General features: G+C 33.0%; 15 protein-coding genes. 6 read left to right on the plus strand and 9 right to left on the minus strand.

Annotated elements, in window-relative coordinates; genetic code table 11:
* Positions 1-25 precede the first annotated feature (25 nt).
* The 4 genes from rpmG to rpsI are packed head-to-tail and all read left to right on the plus strand — an operon-like array spanning position 26 to position 1999.
* Positions 26-208, plus strand: coding sequence for a 50S ribosomal protein L33 (gene rpmG, locus HAW63_00615; GenBank protein MBE8162479.1), 183 nt, complete (start codon positions 26-28; stop codon positions 206-208).
* A complete protein-coding gene (truA, locus tag HAW63_00620) occupies positions 205-1098 on the plus strand; it encodes a tRNA pseudouridine(38-40) synthase TruA (GenBank protein MBE8162480.1) in 894 nt (297 codons plus the stop codon). The genes rpmG and truA overlap by 4 nt, the downstream gene beginning before the upstream one ends.
* Before the next feature lie 52 nt (positions 1099-1150).
* Entirely contained in the window at positions 1151-1582 is a 432-nt protein-coding gene (gene rplM, locus HAW63_00625; protein ID MBE8162481.1) for a 50S ribosomal protein L13, read from the plus strand.
* 15 nt (positions 1583-1597) lie between these two features.
* Positions 1598-1999, plus strand: a complete 402-nt coding sequence (gene rpsI, locus HAW63_00630; protein ID MBE8162482.1) for a 30S ribosomal protein S9 — start codon at positions 1598-1600, stop codon at positions 1997-1999.
* A gap of 54 nt (positions 2000-2053) precedes the next feature.
* Here rpsI and typA read toward each other — a convergent pair whose 3' ends face one another.
* Genes typA through smc form a run of 5 tightly spaced genes read right to left on the minus strand, consistent with a single transcriptional unit; the run spans position 2054 to position 11856 of the window.
* Positions 2054-3862, minus strand: coding sequence for a translational GTPase TypA (gene typA / locus HAW63_00635; GenBank protein MBE8162483.1), 1809 nt, complete (start codon positions 3860-3862; stop codon positions 2054-2056).
* The gene (locus HAW63_00640) at positions 3859-5457 is read right to left on the minus strand and encodes a glutamate--tRNA ligase (GenBank protein ID MBE8162484.1); all 1599 of its coding nucleotides are present in this window, start codon (positions 5455-5457) and stop codon (positions 3859-3861) included. Before HAW63_00640 ends, typA begins: the two co-directional genes overlap by 4 nt.
* Position 5458: 1 nt before the next feature.
* Positions 5459-7114 carry a Na/Pi cotransporter family protein gene (locus HAW63_00645; protein MBE8162485.1) on the minus strand — a complete coding sequence of 552 codons (1656 nt, stop codon included), beginning with the start codon at positions 7112-7114 and terminating at the stop codon, positions 5459-5461.
* A gap of 4 nt (positions 7115-7118) precedes the next feature.
* Complete coding sequence (gene ftsY, locus HAW63_00650; protein ID MBE8162486.1) at positions 7119-8213, minus strand: signal recognition particle-docking protein FtsY; 1095 nt, start codon at positions 8211-8213, stop codon at positions 7119-7121.
* A gap of 10 nt (positions 8214-8223) precedes the next feature.
* Entirely contained in the window at positions 8224-11856 is a 3633-nt protein-coding gene (smc, locus tag HAW63_00655) for a chromosome segregation protein SMC (protein ID MBE8162487.1), read from the minus strand.
* A 229-nt stretch (positions 11857-12085) separates the two neighbouring features.
* Between smc and nusB the strand changes: the two genes are divergently transcribed.
* The gene (gene nusB / locus HAW63_00660; protein MBE8162488.1) at positions 12086-12490 is read left to right on the plus strand and encodes a transcription antitermination factor NusB; all 405 of its coding nucleotides are present in this window, start codon (positions 12086-12088) and stop codon (positions 12488-12490) included.
* Entirely contained in the window at positions 12490-12864 is a 375-nt protein-coding gene (locus tag HAW63_00665) for a hypothetical protein (GenBank protein MBE8162489.1), read from the plus strand. The genes nusB and HAW63_00665 overlap by 1 nt, the downstream gene beginning before the upstream one ends.
* 92 nt (positions 12865-12956) lie before the next feature.
* Here the strand turns inward: HAW63_00665 and mutS are convergent, their stop codons facing one another.
* From mutS to fusA, 4 genes are read right to left on the minus strand one after another with little or no spacing between them, the layout of a single operon-like run.
* The gene (gene mutS, locus HAW63_00670) at positions 12957-15269 is read right to left on the minus strand and encodes a DNA mismatch repair protein MutS (GenBank protein ID MBE8162490.1); all 2313 of its coding nucleotides are present in this window, start codon (positions 15267-15269) and stop codon (positions 12957-12959) included.
* Complete coding sequence (locus HAW63_00675) at positions 15266-16786, minus strand: UDP-N-acetylmuramate:L-alanyl-gamma-D-glutamyl-meso-diaminopimelate ligase (protein MBE8162491.1); 1521 nt, start codon at positions 16784-16786, stop codon at positions 15266-15268. The genes mutS and HAW63_00675 overlap by 4 nt, the downstream gene beginning before the upstream one ends.
* A gap of 57 nt (positions 16787-16843) precedes the next feature.
* Complete coding sequence (gene xth, locus HAW63_00680; GenBank protein MBE8162492.1) at positions 16844-17656, minus strand: exodeoxyribonuclease III; 813 nt, start codon at positions 17654-17656, stop codon at positions 16844-16846.
* Positions 17657-17687: 31 nt separating this feature from the next.
* Positions 17688-19844: an elongation factor G gene (fusA, locus tag HAW63_00685; protein ID MBE8162493.1), complete on the minus strand. Its 2157-nt coding sequence runs from the start codon at positions 19842-19844 to the stop codon at positions 17688-17690.
* Between the last annotated feature and the right edge of the window lie 93 nt (positions 19845-19937).

Raw genomic sequence — 19937 nt, forward strand, 5'->3', positions numbered from 1 at the left:
TATTGGTACTTTAACAGGAGTGGCTATGGCTAAGAAGAAGGGTAAAGTTAGAATTATTACATTAGAATGTACAGAAGCTCGTAAATTAGGAGAAACTCCCTCGCGATATACCTCTACTAAAAATGTACAAAATCATCCAGAAAGAATAGAACTTAAAAAATACAATCCTTTTATGAAAAAACATACCCTTCATAAAGAGATAAAATAAAAGTTCTACTAAGCCTCTCTTACGATGGTAGCCTTTTTAAAGGTTGGCAAAAGCAATTGCAAGAAGCTTCTGTGCAAGAAACTTTAGAAAAGCTTTTATCTAATTTATTTAAAGAAAGCATTTCCCTACAAAGCTCTGGACGAACCGATGCAGGGGTGCATGCCTTTAACCAAATTGCCCATTTTTCATTACCAAAAATGATTTCTCTTTCTTGTGATTTTCCAGATTTATCGAAATTTCAAAAAGTAGAAAATACCAATGCTTTTAAAATTTTGTTAAACTTACTAAAAGTTGCCAAAAAAAAATGCCCTAAAAATATTCAAATTAAAAAGGCTTTTTTAGTCGATGATGATTTTCATGCACTACGGTCTGCTGTGGATAAAACTTATACTTATTTTATTAGTTCTGAAACCACCCCCTTTAACTCGTCGCAAATTTATAATATTGGCGTAGAAAGTTTTACCTATTTAAAAAAAAATATACATATCCTTCAACAATTAGCCGCGACTTTAATAGGCGAAAAGGATTTTAAAAGCTTTCAAAACACAGGCACACCCGTAAAAAACACGGTTCGAAACATTTTTGAAAGCTCGTGGCAAATACAGAAAACAACACCCCCTCAAATAGCACCCATTTCTCTTTTAGGAGCTCCTGCTGAGTATCTGGAATTTAATATCACTGGAAATGGATTTTTAAAACAAATGGTACGCAATATTGTAGGCTGCCAACTCTACTTGATACAGAAAAAATCAGAGCCCCTAAAGCACTTGCAAAGCATTATTGAACAAGCAAGTACGCAAAAAATCTTTGCCCCTGCCCCTCCTCAAGGCCTATATTTACGCAAAATTAACTACCCTGCATCCCTTGACAAATTCCCCTTAAAAATTTAGTATTCTTGCGATTAGTAAGACTCATATTTAGATACAGAGCCAAGGAAGAGAAATGCACAAAACATGGATGGCCAAAAAAGAAACTACGCAAAGGGAGTGGCGACTAATAGACGCTACCGATCAAACACTGGGCCGTTTAGCTACCACAGTGGCTAATATTTTGCGTGGAAAAAACAAAGCAGAATATACACCTCATGTAGATGTGGGTGATTTTGTGGTAATTATTAATAGTGATAAAATTAGAATGTCTGGTAGAAAATTAGAGCAGAAAAAATACTATCACCACACTGGTTTTTTTGGCGGAATTAAAGAAAAAACAATGAAAAATATTATGGAAGAAGATTCTACAAAAATTATTATTTCTGCAGTTAAAGGAATGCTTCCTAATAATCGCCTTAATAGTTTAGTGTTAAAAAAATTAAATGTTTATAAAGATGACAAACATCCGCATGAGGCACAAAAAGTAACGATTGTTACTTTATAATAGGAGAAATTAATAATGGCAAAATCCACAACACCTGTTTATTATGCTGGCGGAAGTCGTAAAACTAGTCATGCTCGTATTTTTTTAAAAGCGGGAACAGGAAAAATTACTGTTAACAAAAAATCTCCAGAAGATTACTTTAAATCTAAAATTTATTTTAATGCTTTATTTTCTCCTTTTCAGGTTACTAAAACAGAAAGCCAGTGGGATGCTTATATCACGGTAAAAGGTGGCGGAAGTACTGGTCAATTAGAAGCCATTCGTCACGGAATTTCTAGAGCTTTAGTAATTGCAGAAGAGTCTTACAAAGCCAGTTTAAAATCGGCAGGGTTTTTAACTCGTGACTCCAGAATGGTTGAGCGTAAAAAATACGGACTACATAAAGCCCGTAAGAGCACTCAGTTCTCTAAACGCTAATTCTTATTACTTTATAGTTATTACTTTTTTTGACTAAAATTCAAAGTTAAAAAGTTATTTTTTAAATCGCTTTCTTTCGTTTTCTGTTAACAGTTTTTTACGAATGCGAATGGAGGTGGGTGTTACCTCTACTAATTCATCATCATTAACAAATTCTACAGCTTGTTCTAAACTAAATTTTATAGGTGGAGTTAAAATAGTATTTTCATCTGTTCCTGCAGAGCGCATATTTGTTAACTGTTTTCCTTTCATGGGGTTAACCACTAAATCATTATCACGAGCATGAATACCAATGATCATACCTTCGTAAACTTGCGTAGCATGATCAATTAATAACTTACCTCGGTTTTGTAAATTAAATAACATATAGGCTAAGGCTTTTCCTTGGCCCATAGAAATTAATACACCATTTAATCTTTGTCCCACATTATTTTTTTTCATTTCACCATAATGAGAAAACAGGCTGTATATTAAACCAGAGCCTTGAGTTAAAGTTAAAAAGTCTGTACGAAATCCAATTAACCCTCGCGCAGGCATTAAATATTCTAGTCGAATACGCCCTTTTCCATCGGGAGACATATTTTTTAATTCCCCTCCCCGTTCTCCTAATTTTTCAATAACAGAACCTTGGTGTTGCTCTTCAATATCTACGGTGACATCTTCATAGGGCTCTAAGGTTTTATCTCCCTCTTTTTTTAAAATAACCTCGGGGCGAGAAACACCTAGCTCAAAACCTTCTCTTCTCATGGTTTCAATTAAAATACCCAAATGAAGCTCACCACGACCAGACACTCTAAATTTATTAGGGTCTTCAGTAGTTTCTACTCTTAATGCCACATTATGAATTAACTCTTTATCAAGCCTTTCACTAATTTGACGGCTAGTTAAAAGCTTTCCCTCTTGCCCAGCAAAAGGAGATGTATTGACCTGAAAGGTCATGCTTACTGTGGGTTCATCCACAGATAAAGCCGGTAAAGCCTCTACCTGATTAGGGTCACATAAAGTATCTGATATACTTAAGGTTTCAACACCACTAAAGGTAATAATATCTCCAGCAGTAGCCTCTGTGGCTTCTATTTTTTCTAAACCCATAAAGCCCATAATTTTTAAAATACGACCACTTCTTGTTTTTCCTTCTTTATCTATAATTGTAACAGGTGTATTTATTTTAATTTTTCCTCTAGCAACCCTGCCAATACCAATAACACCAACATAGCTACTATAATCTAAGGCACTTACTTGTAACTGAAAGGGGCCATTGACATCTACCTTTGGTGCAGAAACATTTTCAACAATAGCTTTAAACAATGGTTGCATGTCACCACTAGAAACTCCCTCCTCTAAACTAGAAAAACCATTTAAAGCAGAAGCATATACTATGGGAAAGTCTAATTGTTCATCTGTGGCTTCTAGATTAGAAAATAAATCAAAGGTTTGATCTACCACCCAAGCCGGTCGCGCACTAGGCCTGTCTACTTTATTAATAACCACAATAGGTTTTAAACCTAAGGCTAAGGCTTTTTTAGTAACAAAGCGTGTTTGGGGCATTGGGCCATCAACAGCATCTACTAAAAGTAAAACCGAGTCTACCATGGACAAAACCCTTTCCACTTCGCCTCCAAAATCGGCATGGCCCGGAGTATCTACAATATTAATATGGTAATCTTTCCATTTAATAGCTGTGTTTTTTGCTAAAATAGTAATGCCTCTTTCTTTTTCTAAGTCATTAGAGTCCATAAGCCGTTCATTAGAAGGGCCTCGGTCGCCCAAAGTTCCTGACTGTTGTAAAAGTTTATCTACTAAAGTGGTTTTTCCATGGTCCACATGGGCAATAATGGCTATGTTTCTTAATTTTTCTATCATGAGGAGGTTTCCTTATTGGTTTTATTCTCTAAAACTTTTTTTATTACTTTTTCTGCTCTTTGTATTAAATTTTTGACAGAGATTAAAGGCACTAATTCTTTTAACTCTGCTCCATGAGGTTTGCCAATAACTGCTACTCGAATAGGCATAAATAAATGTTTACCTTTAACTTGGCAAGTTTCTTTTATTTGATTTTGTATACTAATAAATTCTTCTGTTGTTAAGCAAAAATGTTTTTGCTCTTCTGTCTCTTCTGTGGGGAGGTTACTGTCCTGTAACTGCTGCTTTAACTGTGCTACCCAAGCTTTTAATACGGTTTTAGTTTCTGGAAAGTTTAATACCTCTTGGCTCTCTTTTAAAATCTCTAGAGGGAAAAAAATTAATTTTAAAAGTTCCATTGCCTCTTTTAAAGTTTTAGCTGATGAACAAAAGCCTGTAATTTTTTCTCCTAAAGAGTCAGTAAAATACTCCTGCACACTGTTATCCTTTAGCAAGTTAGTAAAAAGTGCGTAGTCCAATAATCGCTCGCGTAGATTATCTAAACTCATGGCTTTCATATACTCCCCATTCATCCAAAGTAATTTTTTAGTGTCAAAAACGGCGGGTGCTGAGTTTAGGCGCTTTAAATCAAAAACTTTAGCAGCGTCTTTTAAAGTAAAAATTTCTTTAGCTTCAGGGTGAGACCAGCCTAGTAAACATAAAAAGTTTACCAAAGCTTCGGGTAAATAACCTTCTTTTAAATAGTCTTCCACCGAAGTGGCACCGTGCCTTTTGCTTAACTTTTTTTTATCTTCTCCTAAAATTAAAGACATGTGAGCAAACCGAGGAATAGTAAATTTTAAGGCTTCATAAATCATTAACTGCCTTAAGGTGTTACTTAAATGCTCTTCGGCCCTAAGCACATGAGTAATCTTCATTAAAGCATCATCGACTACACAACAAAAATTATATACAGGCATACCATTGGAGCGTTGAATAACAAAATCTCCCACCATTTCAGAAGGAAGTGTAACTTTGCCTCGAACCAAATCTTCAATTATGTACTCGGGTTTTACTGAACTAGTATTAAATCGAACGCTTGGTTTTTGTCCTTGCTGTATTTTTTCTTGTGATTGTGCAATTTTTATTTTTGCGTCTTCTAAATTTTTAGGCCTGTAAGGACTAATAATTTGCTGAGTACTTTTATTTTTTTTTGCTAAATCTTTTTGTATATCAATTTCTTCATCCGTTAAAAAACAATAGTATGCCAAACCCTTAGCTAATAAAATATTTACATATTCTTGATAAATATCTAGTCGATCACTTTGCCTGTAAGGGCCTAGATCTCCTTTTTCACTAAGCTTGTTATCATTAAAAAATACCCCTTCGTTAGAAATTATTCCAAGGTTTTTTAAATCCTGTAATTGAGATTTTAAAAAAACCTCACTGCTTCGTTCTTTATCGGTATCTTCTACTCGCAATAAAAATTGAGCGTCTATACCCTTTTCCTTTTGAGATTTTGCAAATAAATAATTAAATAAAGCTGTTCTTGCCCCTCCCACATGTAAATGTCCTGTAGGACTGGGTGCAAATCTTACCCGCACAGTATTACTCATTTTAAGACTCGATTTCGTGTTTAATATAATATAATGGATTAATCATCAACTCTGCAATATGACGATATTCTGACAAAATATCAAGATAAATATTGGTTAAATTAATGTTCAACTTTTCGCCCTCTTCTTTGCGACAATTATTAATATGCTCCACTCTAAAAGTGTATTCTGCCTGGCGAATAGCCTCTTTTCGCTTCTTTAACTCTTTTAAAATACTAAGCTCTTTAGAGTCAAAGTAGGTCATAGATAACACTACAATATCGGCTACCGCATTTTGTAATTTTACTAAATTTTTTTGATCTAGCTCTGAAAATTGAATATGTAATTTTTGCTTTTTAACCGCTAGTTTTACTAAATTTTTATCCACAGAATCAGCGGCACTTTCCACATCTGATGAAAAGGAAATAGCCTGTAGAATATTAATTTTTTCTATATCTGCTTCTCCTGCCTCTTCACTGTCTTTACTAGATCTTTCTATTAAAGCCAATAAAAAGCGATTAATTTCTGCACACAACAGGTCGACATTGTTATCCCCTTCTTTAATTTTAAAAAATGCTTTTTTCTCCCCTGTATCAAATAAAAATAATGAACGACTCAACATACTTCCCATAATATCACCCATACGCAAAATTTCTCTTTTTGCCTGGGTAAAGGCTACGGCAGTACTTAAATTTTTAATATCTTTAAAAGAAAAATATTTTACTCCAAATTTTCCTATACTTTTGGGTTTAGGAATTAAATATTCAATAATCGCTACAGCATAGTTTATAAATGGGTAAAAAATAATTACACTAATAGTATTAAAAAGCGTATGAAAGTGAGCAACACCTCTAATATTAGAAAAACTATCAGCGATTAAAGGTAAAATAAATGGCGTTAAAAAAAAGAAAAGCCCCACGCTAATGGTTTTAAATAAAAAATGCGCCCAAGCTACTCTTTTACCAATATAATTACCCGATACAGCAGATAAAATAGCCGTAGCTGTAGTTCCGATATTGGCTCCATACACCCAGTAAATGCAATGCTCTAAAGAAAAATAACCTGCCGACATTAAACTAATGGCGATCCCAATAGTTACCACACTGCTTTGTACTACGGCAGTAAAAGCTGCAGCAATAAGCAATGTAAGAATAGGACTATCTATAAAAAAATGTAAAAATTTAATAAACAACTCTGCATCTTTTAAGTGAGTACTTCCCAAACTAATAAGCTCTAACCCAAAAAACATTAAACCAAAACCAAAACAGATACGAAAAAATCTTTTCATTTTTTTCGTTTTTATAAAAAAATAAGAAAATAAATAAAAAACAGAAAATAGTGCTAAACCAAAATTAGAAATTTTAAAACTTAAAATTTGTACAATAAAAGTACTACCAATAGCCGAACCTAAAATAATTCCCATGACTTGAAATAAAGTTAAAACACTAGAGGAGCCTAAACTCACCAACATAGAAACCACTGCCGCAGAGCTTTGAATACTAAAGGCTAATAGTATTCCAAAAAATACTCCATAAATAGGCTTGTTAGACATTTTAGATAATAGCCTTTGTATTAAATCTCCTGATATTTTTTGCAAATTTTGACTAATGGTTTTTAAACCATATAAAAAAAAGGCTAAACCTGCTAAAGTATAAATAAAAGCCGTGTGTGCTAGCATAGCATTACTCCTCGTTTCCCATTAATGCAGATACAAACTGCTTAGGGGCAAATACTTGAATGTCTTTTAAAGACTCCCCCATACCTAAAAACAAAACGGGCAAGTGTAAATCTTTAGCTAAACTAATTGCTACTCCACCCTTAGAACTGCCATCTAATTTTGTTAAAAGTACCCCTGTAATATTTAATTTGCGGTGAAAGTTTTCTGCTTGCACACAGGCATTTTGACCCGAATTAGCATCTAAAACTAAAAAAGACTCTTGAGGAGATTGTGGTAATAATTTTTTTACTACTTTTTTAATTTTTTCTAATTCATTCATTAAGTTCGATTGTGTGTGCAATCTTCCCGCAGTATCAATTAACACTAAATCATAATTTTGTGCCTTAGCTTTTTGGCAAGCATTATAAGCTACCGCAGAAGGGTCTTTCATATCCTCGGGAGCAAAAATACATACACCCGCTTGCTTACTCCACTGTACTAGTTGTTCTTGTGCTGCCGCTCTAAAAGTATCTGCAGAAGCCATTAATACCTTATAGCCTTTTTGATGAGCCATATAAGCCAATTTACCAATGGAGGTGGTTTTCCCTGCACCATTTACCCCTGAAATTAACCAAACTACTGGGTCTTTTCTTTCGGGTGCATCTAAAGCCGTCCAAACAGTATTTGCATCTCTGTAAGCTAAATTTAACACATTTAACATTTCTAATTTTAAAGAGGATAACAATACAGGATAAGTTAAATTATCTTTTTTTTGAATTTTTTCTAAAAAATAATGAGCGGTTTTAGGGCCTAAGTCACTGCCATAAAGTAACTCCTCTAAAGACTCCATATCTTCATCATTTAAAACCTGTGTTTTGCTAGAAAATATTTTTAACTTATCCGACCATGAACTTCGTGATTTTTCTAAAATAGAAAACAGGTCTTGATTTTTATTAAAAGTCACAGCTTCTTTGGAAGGTTTTGCTGTAAATTGTTTTTTTAAAGTGGCTTTGCTGTTTTTAAAAAAAGAGCTTTTTACTTTTGGGTATAATAAAAAAAAGAAAAGCAACAAAATTACCACAGCCACTAACAAAGGCCATTGTTGCACCAACCATTGCATATTCATTATACTAAGACCACTTTTCTATTTTATCAAAATCTACTGATAATAATTTAGAAACCCCTTTTTCTTGCATGGTCACACCAAAAAGTTTGTCCAACCTCTTCATGGTCTGTTTATTATGAGTAATAACGATAATTTGTGTATTTTTTGACATTTCTTTAACTAAATCATTAAACCGAATAACATTGGCTTCGTCTAAAGGAGCATCCACCTCGTCTAATAAACAAAATGGCGATGGATTTACTAAAAATAAAGAAAAAATAAAAGCCACAGCAGATAAAGCTTTTTCTCCACCAGATAGTAATTGAATGCGTTCTAATTTCTTACCTGGAGGGCTAACCATAATGTCCACTCCCTCTTCGCCAGTTTTTTCGTTAACTACTAAGCTTAGTTTAGCCGAACCCCCTCCAAATAAAGCAGGAAATACTTTTGTAAATTTATCATTAATTTTAGTAAATGTAGTATGAAACCTTTCTTTACAAATACCATCAATTTTAACCACTACTTTATTTAATTGGTCTTTTGCAGATAATAAATCTTGGTGTTGGTTTTCTAAAAAAGTAAATTCTTGTAGCTGCTTTTCGTACTGTTCGCTAGCTACTAAATTAACCTCTCCAATGCGCTGTAATTGCGAATATGCTTTTTCCATTTCTAATTCGATATTTTTAATAACTGCATCGATATCTTGGTTATTTAATACAGATACTAATTCTTCTTCCTTTTCTTGTGCAATAACAGGTAAGTCGACTAAATACTTTTCTTTAACTTGTTCTACAAAATTATTTTGTTGTAAAACATAGGCTTCTAAGTTTAATTTTAAATTATGAGTTTTATCTTTCCAAGAAAATTGTTTAGTTCGTAAAGATTTTAATTTAGAATCTTTTTCCTCGATAGTATTTTTTTCTATTTCATAATTGTTTACTAGTTCGGAATATTGCAATTGTAAGTTCTCTAAGTGCTTAATTTTTTCTGACAAAGCTTCTCTTTGCACTTTAATAGATTCTTCATAGGCTTTAATTGAAGAAACATTATTTACAATTTGCTTTTCTGCTTGCTCTTGCTCGACAGTTAATTCTTGTAAAGAAAGCGTTAGTAGTTCTTTTTGTTTTAGTAACCCGTCATGCTCTTTTTCAAATTGCGTAAACTGAATAGTTATGCGTTGTCTTTCATTTTGAACAGAAGAAAAGTCTTTTTCTAAAAAGACAAGTTCTTTTCCTAAAACTTCTAAATGTTCTTTTTTCTCTTTTACTTTTTTTGATAATTGTCCATTTTTTTCTTTAAAATTTTCTAATTGGCTTGCTTGTTCTTTTTCTTGATTAGTAAGAATACTAATTTCTTGGTATATACTATTTAACTTATCATTAAAGTGGTTAAATTTTAATTCTAATTCTTTTTTGTCTCTTTCTAGGTGCAATAAAGTATCTTTTTTATCGGCTTGTACTTTTTGAGCATCTTCGTAAGAGCTTTCTAAAAGCTCGATTTGTTCGTTGATTTTTTTCCACTGTTTTTTTGCCAAAGTTAGCTTCGCTTGCGCTTCTGTTTTTCCCGCTAATAATTCTTTAATTTCGCGATTTCTACTTAATAAACTCGACTCTTCTTTTTGCCCAGAACCTCCCGACAAAATTCCTTCCGAATTTAAAGCGTCTCCTTCTTTAGTAACAAAAGAGCATTGTGGATAATCTTTAATTAAACTCCAAGCTAAACCCATATTTTCTACCAAAACGGTGTTAGAAAAAATGTGCTTCACCGCTTCGGTGTAGTTGTCATCACTTTTTATAAAGTCTACTAATAAACCCTTAACACCCTCTTTTTTCATTAAAGAATTTTTATCAAAATCACAAGTAGGGCTCTGCGGAGACATCGATATAAACTCTTTATTAAAAAATTGCGAATGCCCTTGTTGGCTTTCTTTTAAGTAATTTAATGCCTGTATAGATTCCTCTTTATTAGAGGATAATAATAATTGTTCTTTATGACCTAAAGCTGCCGACACGGCTTTCTCTAAATTTTCGGGAACTTCTAAAACCTCTGCAATAGGGGAAAAACTTAAACTTCCATCGGCTTGTTGTAAAGTTTGTTTTTGCCAAAGAAGTACATTTTTTACTCCTTTTTGAAAGCCAGCCCAGCTAGAAGATAAATCTTCTAAACTTTTTAATTTACTACTAATTGATAAATACTCTTCTTTTTTTTGGTCAATAAAATTCTGAGCTTGCGTGTTTTTTTCTTTTAAAATTTTTAAATTAGCATCAATATTATTTTTATCTTGAGATAAATTAAGATTCGTTTGGTTTTCTTCGTCAATCTTTTTAATTAAACCTTGTTGCTCTGCTTTGTTTTTCTTTTGCAACTCTTCTATCTGTAGTTTTTCTGTTTTATATTTATCTAATCTAGATAAAGTCCATTTACATTTTTCTTCTATAATTTCTTTTTGACTAAAAAAATGAGAGTTTTCTTGTGCCATAACCAACAAACTTTCTTGCTCTAAAGAAAAATCTTTCTTTTTGGTATCTAACTGTATTTTGGCATTATCAAATGTCTCTTCTATCTTATGTCGAGAGATACTTTGCTCTTTATTAGCAGTTATTAGTTGCTCTATTTCTGTACTAATATCTTCAATTTGTTTAGAAAAATTTTCTTTGCGCGATTTATATTTTGTTAAAAAATTTTCTGACTGCTCTTTGTTCTCTTGTTCTCTAGATAACACATACTCTAAATCTTTGCTTGCCATTTCTTTTTCACGAATAATATTTTGCACACCAGACACTTCTTGTTGCAAAACATTAATGCTTTTTTCTTTTTTTAATAAATTTAGCGATAGCTCGTCTTTGTTAACCTCTAAAGTGTTTAATTGTGTTTGAAAAGCCATTTCTTCTTTTTCGATGTCTGCTAAAGCGGCTTGGTCTTTAGCCATAGTGTTTTCAATATTTTTATAATGCAAAGCTTGCTTAAATAAATCTTTTTCTTCTATTTGTGCTTTAATTTTTTTATATTTTTCTGCCTTAGCAGCTTGCGACTCTAATGCTCTTAAAGATTTTTTTTGCTCTGATAAAATATCTTGTAAGCGTAATAAGTTTTGATCGGTAAGAATTAATTTTCTTTCTGATTCGCGTTTTTTTACTTTAAATTTACTTAACCCAGCCACCTCTTCTATAAAAGTGCGTCTTTCTTCTGGCTTTGATAAAATCATTCGACTAATTTGCCCCTGTTCTACAATGGAGAAACCCTTAGCCCCCGCCCCTGTGTCCATAAATATTTCTTGCACATCTTTTAAACGAACTTGCTCTTTATTAATTAAATACTCTGTTTCTAAGGAGCGATGGATACGGCGAGTAACGGTAATTTCAGAATGTTTTGCATATTTTACAGGAAACTGGCCTCCATCATTTCCTAAAGTAATGGACACTTCGGCCAAAGCTACAGAGCTGTATTTTTGCGTTCCAGAAAAAATCACATCCGACATTGCCGAGCCACGCAAAGCTTTTGGAGAGGTAGAACCCATCACCCATAAAATGGCATCCACCACATTAGACTTGCCACAGCCATTAGGCCCAACAATTCCTGTTCTTTCTTTATCAAAAGTAATTCGCGTTTTATCTTTAAAAGATTTAAAGCCATATAATTCTAAGTGTTTAATTTTCAAGTGAGGCTCCCGTTTTATTTTAAAAATCCATTGTGTATTGTATACTAAAAGTAAGCGTATAAAATCGACCTATAACCTTACTTTATTATCACCCTAAACTTAGGTTCAGTCCAGCCAGAATTGTTAAACAATCCTTAATGGAAAATAAGCATTTTGCGATGCGTTATTTTTTACCTTCCTTTAGCTACTTAATCGTTGACAAATATACTGCAAAACTAGTTTATGCCTTATGCCTTCTACTAGCTTACGCAGACAATCCAGAGAGTTAGCTTTACAGTTTTTACACCAAATAGATTTTACCAAAATGGCTTTGCCACAGTCTTTTCAAGACTTTAAAACCGCCTTTAGCTTTCCTGAAAACACTTGGCCTTATGCCACCAACATCATTTTAGGGGTAGACGCAAATAAACAGGAGATTTTAAAGCTCATTGAAAGTACATCTAAAAATTGGAAGCTAGACCGCATAGCCAAAGTGGATTTGTACATTTTAAGTATTGCTATTTTTGAGTTAAAATTTTCTAAAGAAAACACAGATAAAGCGGTAATTATTAATGAAGCACTAGAGGTTGCTAAAAAATATTCATCAGCAAAGTCTTCTTCTTTTATTAATGGAATTTTAGATGAGGTTGCATAATGATTCGTGAAATTCATCTTAGCAGTGCCTTTTCTTTAGGCGCTAATATTTGGGTCAGCCCTCATGACAACGGAACCTCGGTAATCAAACAGCTAGATTACTTTACACAATTTCAATTAAGCAAAAACAGCAATAAACCCCTATTTATGCTTTACAATCACCGACTACTGCCTTGTACGGCTATTATGCAAGTCCATTATAAACCCTCTGAAAAAGTCGCTTGGATTAAAAATATTTTTACTGTTTGGGAAAAACAAAACAAAGAAAGTTTGCGTATTTTTTTACCAAAAGATTTTGATGCACAATTATGCAAAAAATATTTAACAGAGATTTTTCCAGATAGCGCAGATATTTCTTTAGTTAGCGAAGATTAAGTAAGTTAGCGCAGATATCTCTTTAGTTAGCAAAGCTTAAGTAAGTTAGCGCAGGTATTTCTTTAGTTAGCGAAGATTAAGTAAGTTAATACTTAAGCTTCTAGTTGATGCAAAATATCTTTTGCTCTATTTAATAAATCGGTGGGCAGTCCTGCAAGTTTGGCTACATACAATCCATAGGATTTATTAGCCGAACCCTTAGTTAAGGTATATAAAAATTCTATACTATTATCTTTTTGTGTATTTTCTTTTACTGCCATATGTTGATTTTCCATATTAGAGTATCGACTTTCTAAACTAGCAATTTCGTGGTAATGGGTGGAAAATAATAAAGTGGCTTTTGTTTTTGATAAAAAATATTCTAATATAGCTTGAGCTAAACTTAAACCATCGTAAGTGCTTGTGCCCCTTCCTATTTCATCTAACACCACTAAAGATTGAGTGCTTGCGGTTTTTAAAATACTTGCTGTTTCTTGCATTTCTAACATAAAAGTAGATACCCCTTCGGATAAAATATCACTAGCGCCAATTCTAGTATAAATACCATCAAATAAACATAGCTGCGCCTGTCTTGCAGGAACAAACGAACCTATTTGACACAACAATACACTTAAGGCCACTTGACGCATTATAGTGCTTTTACCAGCCATATTAGGCCCTGTTAACACAATACCGCAACCTTGTTTTAAATGAATATCATTGGCTGTAAAGTTTTGTAACTGCTCTAAAACAGGGTGGCGACTAGCCAATAAACTAAGGTGATTTTCTGTAAACTCTGGACATATATAATTGTTTTCTAAAGCTAGCCACGACAAAGAAGACAATACATCGGTTTCGTTTATAAAACGAGACAATAATAAAAAGTCCGAAAAATATTGAGACACTTCTTTTTTTAAATCATTTAAACATTCATATTCTAAAGATAAAGTTTTTTGTTTAGCTAACAATAATTTATCTGCTACCTTATCTAAAGGCGCATACCCATAACGAGTAGCCTGTTTTAAACTTTGTTTTGCCTTGTATTCTAAGGGAACTTTATCTTTATGCGTATTAGTTACCTCTATATAAAAACCAAACACAGGACTATAAGAAATTTTTAAAGAAGAGATTCCCGTACGCTCTCGTTCTGTTTCTGCTAAATTTTGTAAATAACTATCCCCTTCTTGAGAAGAACTTCTTAATTCATCTAATTGCGCATTAGCATAGGGTTTAATAAAGCCACCATTTTTTAATGCACTGGGAGGGTCGGCTACCAAAGTGTTATCTACTTGCTCACTAATTTTAAAAGCGGCTATAATAATTTCTTGAGGTAAATATTTTTTATCTTCATCGCTAAGTAAATCATACACCTCTGCAGCCGCTTTTAAAGATTTAGATAAAAATAAAATATCTCGAGGATGACAAGAAGGATACGATAACTTTAATAAACTTCTTTGTATATCGCCCACTAATGATAAGTGTTGCCGTACCGCCTTTAACTCTAAGGTTTGCTGTACCCAATATTTTATTTTATTTTGTCTACTTATAATTTTCGCTTTATCTGTTAACGGAAACTTTAAATAATCTTTTAATAGGCGAGCTCCTCCTGCGGTGCGCGTTTTATTAATAACAGAAAATAAACTTCCTTTATTTTGTCCTTCATAGTTTTTAAATACTTCTAAATTATATAAACTTTGGTCAGAAATCGTAAAACTATTTTTTAAACTTCTTTTTTTAAATGCCTGAGTGTGGGTAATATTTGGTTTAACAGTATGTATATAAGATAATAAAAAATTAACCGCAGAAGCTTCGTAAATGATGGGTGGATTTTTAGTATTTTTTATAACTTCTTCTGGCTTTTTTGAGTGAACAGAAAGATGAAAGTTTTTATTTTTATTTAACCAATAGGCTCTTTGCTGAGCGGTTACCACCAACTCCACAGGCTTTAACAAATGTAGTAAAGCTAAAGCTTCTTCCTCGGTATTTATTATATAGTAAAAAGCTTCTCCTGTAGATAAATCTAAAAAAGCAACACTACTTTCATCATAGGCAGCTATAAAGTATTGCGACAATGCATCTAAAGTGTCTGGGTCATAAACCATTCCTGGGCTAAGAATATGGGTTACCTCTCTTTTTACTAAAATTTTTGCTTCGCTTGCTTCTTCCACTTGATCGCAAATCGCTACTTTATAGCCTTGGGATAACAGTGTCGCTATGGGCAATTTTAAACTATGGTGAGGAAAACCACACATGGGAGTTTTTTCTGTGGATTTTTTATTTCTATAAGTTAAACGAATATTTAATAAGGGTGCAGCGACTTTGGCATCTTCATGAAAAAGTTCAAAGAAATCTCCCATTCTAAATAGTAAAATTTTATCTTTATGTTGTGATTTTATATCCCAGTACTGTTTCATTAACGGAGTCATGCTATTACCTTTGAAAATTTTTCTTTTATTTTTTGATAAATACCATCAAAGCTACCATTGCTCATAATAACCACCACATCTCCAGCCCGTAAATGCTTTTGTAAAAAAGAAACAATTTCACTCGCCAAATCAATACACTGTGCCTTGGGAGGTGTACATTTACTAAAAGCATTAATATCCTCCACTAACTGTTGAGAAGAAAACCTTTGGGTTTGTATAATTTTATCTTGATAATAAGCCTTTGCAATAATAACTTGATCGGCCTTATCAAAGGCTTTAACAAAAGCCTTTTGAAAAACATCGCGCCTAGATGTCGCCGAACGAGGCTCAAAAATGGCAAACACCCGACCCCTTGCAGAGTCCTTACTACTTGAAGAAAAGTATTGATTTTTAATAGCGTCTAAAGTTAAGCTTACGGCCGTGGGATGATGAGCAAAATCTTCTATAAAACGAATTCCTCTGCTTTGAAAAAACAAATCTTGCCTTCTTTTTACTCCCTTAAAACTTTGCAAGGCAGTTAATACTTTTTCATTAGACAACTGCTGTGTAGAATATTTTATCCACTCCGAAAACAAAACCCATACCGCTAAGTTGTTTAATATATTGTGCTTGCCAAATAAAGTGGATTGCAAGTTTACTTCTTTATTCGTACTACTATCTTTGACTAAAATGTTTTGAAAAGTATTAGTATAACTATACTCGGTAACTACATAATGATTAGAAAAAGGGGGTTGAATGTCCATTTTATTAAAACCAAAGCCAATAATTTTAGAATTAATTTTTGCAGAGTCTAACAGTGTTTTAATATTTTTATCATCACTGTTAACTATTAATAAGCCTTCTTTAGGAATAAGCTCTACTAATTTTTTAAAGGCACTTAACACTTGATCTAAGTTGTCATAAATATCTGCATGATCAAATTCAATTCCTGTTAAAATTACAAAATGTGGTTTATAGTGTAAAAACTTAGGCCCTTTATCAAAAAAAGCCGTGTCGTATTCATCTCCCTCTATAATAAAATGCTCGCCAGATTGTTCTAAAAAAGATTGGCTAAAATTTTTTGCAACACCTCCTATTAAAAAACTAGGACTTAAATTGCAAGATTCAAAAACCCACGACATTAAAGCAGTGGTAGTGGTTTTGCCATGAGTACCAGCCACAATAACACTCTTTTTCTCTTTTATAAAAAAAGCAGATATAGCTTGAGGCAAACTGATATAAGGTATTTTTAGTCGCTCCATTTCTACAGCTTCTTCAAAATGTTTGCTAATAACATTGCCCACAATAATTAAATCTGGCCTTGGGTTTAAATTACTAGAAGAATAAGGAGTTTTAACAGTAATTTCTAAATTGGCCAACTGATCAGACATGGGAGGGTAAGCCGCCGAGTCACTACCTCCAACAACAAATCCTTGCCCCTGTAAAAGGCCTGCAAGACTAGCCATAGCCGTGCCACAAATGCCCATCAAATATATAAAAGCCCCTGGCTTTAATGATTTTAAATTATTATTACTCATAATAAATGGCTTTAAACTAATTTATTAATTTACACATTACAAATACTTTTTAATTTACTAATCCCACTCACAAAGCACAGGGCAATGATCCGAACCCAATTGCTTATTTAAAATATCTACTTTTTTAATTTTACTAGCTAGCTTTTTTGTACTGCAAATATAATCTAATCTCCATCCTTTATTATTTTGTCGGGCCAAACTACGATAAGACCACCAACTGTATTTGTCTTTTTTTTGCGGATATATACTACGATAAGAATCCACAAATCCTGAAGCTAAAAAAGTATCAAACCACTGCCTTTCTTCTGGCAAAAAACCACTAGTTTCTGCTAAGCGAACAGGGTCATGAATATCTATAGCTTTATGAGCAATATTATAATCCCCCACCACAATAATTTGTAAATTTTCTTGCATCTTTTTTTTCAAATGCTTTAAAAATTTTTTTAAAAATTCTTGTTTAAAATTGTGCCGCTCTTCAGAAGCTGCTCCATTGGGAAAATAAACATTATATAATAAAAATTTTTTATTATTTTTCGTGTATTCATGAATAATAAAACGGCCCTCTGTATCAAATTTTTTAATTCCAATGCCAAATGTGGTTTTAACATTACAAGCTAAATCGGACCGAATATAACTAGCTACTCCAGAATAACCTTTTCGCTCGGCAGAAGACCAAATGGATTGGTAGTCGGCTTTTGCTAAAATTTCTTTACTCCATGTTGGAGATAATAACTCTGTGCTAAGCTGGTCTTCATGTGCTTTGCTTTCTTGAATGCATAAAAAATCAGGATTTTCTTTTTTTAAAAATTTTAAAAAACCTTTTTTTTCACACGCACGAATACCATTAACATTCCAAGAAATAATTTTCATATATAAACCTCAGCTCGGTAAAATCGGAATTCTATTTTCTTCCTAAAAAGTTATTTACCAATTTTTCAGGAACCGTGTTGTAATCTAAAAACTCCATCGAAAAAGAAGCTCTGCCTTGGCTTAAAGATCGAATTTGAGTAGCATATCCAAACAAATGATATAAAGGAACTTCTGCGGTTACAAAACTAAAATCCTCTTGCATTTCTGTGTTTTGAATTTTCCCTCTACGAGAATTTAAATCACCAATAATAGCTCCCATAAACTCTGCAGGACTACGAACTTCTAATTTAAAAATAGGCTCCATTAATACAGATTCATTATTTTTTAAAGCCTCTCTTAAAGCTAAGCTACTGGCCACTTTTACTGCCATTGCCGAGCTATCTTCTGTAATTTTTACTTCAATAACACGAACATTTACTCCTACTAAAGAATAACTAGCTAGTAAACCTGCCCCAGCAGCCTCTTTTAATCCATTTTCTAAATTTTCTAAAAATTCTGTAGAAAGATTTTTAGATACCGCTGATAAATCAATAAATAAAGGGCCGTTTTTTTTATTTACACTAATTTCTAATTTTACTTTGGAATAATGTAGTTTTTCTGCAATTTCTTTTTCAAAAATAGCCTCCCCTGTGGAAGTTTTTGTAATACCTTCTCTAAAAGAAACTTGAGGAACTCCCGAGGTAACTTTAATTTTGTATTCTCTTAATAACCGATCTATTAAAATTTCTAAATGCAACTCCCCCATTCCATAAAGTAATAATTGAGAAGTTTCTGTATGGGTTTTAACTTGACAAGAAGGGTCTTCTTTTTGTAATTGCTCTAAGGCTTCTAGCATTTTTTTTTGATCTGCTGTGCTTTTTGCCTCAATGGCCACAGAAATTACAGGTAACGGAAGCATGATAGATTCCAAAACCACGGGCTTAGTTATTTCGCACAAAGTATCTCCTGTGCTACTAAATTTTAAACCAATAACCGCCCCAATATCTCCCGCCTTTAATTCTTTTAACTCTTGCCGAGAATTAGAGTGCATTTTTACAATTTTATTAATTTTTTCTTTTTTTTGAGTACGAGGATTAAATACACTTTGCCCCTCTTTTAAACTTCCTGAATAAACACGAACATAAGTTAAGTATCCTGAAAAACTATCTTTAGCTAACTTAAATACTAAAGCCACTGTGGGTGTTTTAAAATCGGTATGAACTAAAACTACTTCGGGCTTATCTTCTTTTTTTTGTAAACTGCGTAAAGAAAAAGATTGCGCTGGCGGTACATCTAAAGGGCTAGGCAAATAATCGATAATAGCATCTAATAAAGTTTGTATGCCTTTATTTTTAAAGGCAGAACCGCATAACACTGGAAAAATTTTTTGCTCACAAGTTAATTTGCGTATTAATGCCTTAATATCTTCTTCAGAAAAAACTCCTTCTGTTAAAAATTTTTCCATAAAATCTTCATCAAAATCCGATAAGCTTTCTAATAGATTGTTGCGTGAGTCACTAACCTGTGATTCTAATTCCTTTAGTTCCAAATCCGACAACCCATAGTGTGTAGAAGAATCTCTTACTTCTTCTATGGAGTAAGCCTTATATTCTTTACCTAACTCCTCACTCTTCCAAAGTAGTATTTTTTCAGAAACCATATCATAAAAGCCTTTAAATTCGGACTCTTTACCAATGGGAATATGTAAAGCTAAAGCCTTTGCTTTTAATTTTTTTTCAATAGAGGCAATGCTAGATAAATAATTAGAACCCACCCTGTCCATTTTATTAATAAAACAAATTCTTGGTACTTTGTAACGATTGGCTTGCCGCCAAACCGTTTCTGATTGTGCCTCTACCCCATTTACGCCATCAAATACTACCACTCCACCATCTAAAACTCTTAAAGACCTTTCTACCTCAATAGTAAAATCCACATGCCCTGGGGTATCAATGATATTAATCCATTTATTTTTCCAAAATAAAGAAGTGGCTGCAGAGGTAATAGTAATGCCTCGCTCTTGTTCTTGCTCCATCCAATCCATAATGGCGTTACCATCATGCACTTCTCCGATTTTATGGCTGCGACCAGAATAATATAAAATTCTTTCGGTTATGGTGGTTTTTCCCGCGTCAATATGAGCCATTACGCCAATATTACGGAGCTGATTTACATCTTCTAGTTTTTTTAAAGTAAATAGAGCAGACATAACAAAAACTTTATAGCAAAAGTTAAACCTTAATAATTTCTTTTTAATGTTTAAAGCTTAAAAGTTTTAAACATTTTTTATTTAGCAATAGTG

The organism is Pseudobdellovibrionaceae bacterium (assembly GCA_015163855.1).
Lineage (GTDB): Bacteria > Bdellovibrionota > Bdellovibrionia > Bdellovibrionales > UBA1609 > JAAOIH01.